Genomic DNA, 546 nt, shown 5'->3' on the forward strand with positions numbered 1-546 from the left:
TGAGCCAGGCCGGTTTTCGTGGAGGCCTCGTTTCCAGGTTTCGCCTGGGAGAGGATGCATCGAAGATGGCCCGACCGAAGAAGTACCCGACCGAGTTGCGTGAGCGTGCGGTCCGGATGTGTCTGGAGAGCGAGCGACCGATCGCGCACGTCGCCAGGGACCTCGGGATCCACTCCGAGTCGCTCAGGACGTGGGTGCGGCAGGCGGAGGCCGACGCGGCCGGGCCGGGCGCAAGCCCGGCCCGGCTCACCAGCGACGAGCGCGACCGCTTGAAGCAGCTCGAGCGGGAGAACCGCGAGCTGAAGAAGGCCAACCAGATCCTGCGTGACGCGTCGGTGTTTTTCGCGAAGGAGCTCGACGGGACCCCGCGGAGGTGAGCGCGTTCATCGACCGTGAGCGCGACATGTTCGCCGTGGAGCTCATCTGCAGCACGATCGGGGTGTCGGTGTCGGGCTACTACGCCCGCAAGAGCCGGGCGCCGTCCGCTCGCCAGCAGGAGGATGAGCGGTTGCTGGACCTGATCCGGCAGATGCACGCCGAGAACTA

General features: G+C 67.4%; 1 protein-coding gene. It reads left to right on the top strand.

The window, feature by feature from the left end; genetic code table 11:
* Positions 1–377: transposase (locus tag SK069_RS20145; RefSeq protein WP_319956067.1), on the top strand; the 377-nt coding region annotated here is incomplete at its 5' end.
* Positions 378–546: the final 169 nt, after the last annotated feature.

It is taken from the genome of Patulibacter brassicae, assembly GCF_033949425.1.
Taxonomy (GTDB): Bacteria; Actinomycetota; Thermoleophilia; order Solirubrobacterales; family Solirubrobacteraceae; genus Patulibacter; species Patulibacter brassicae.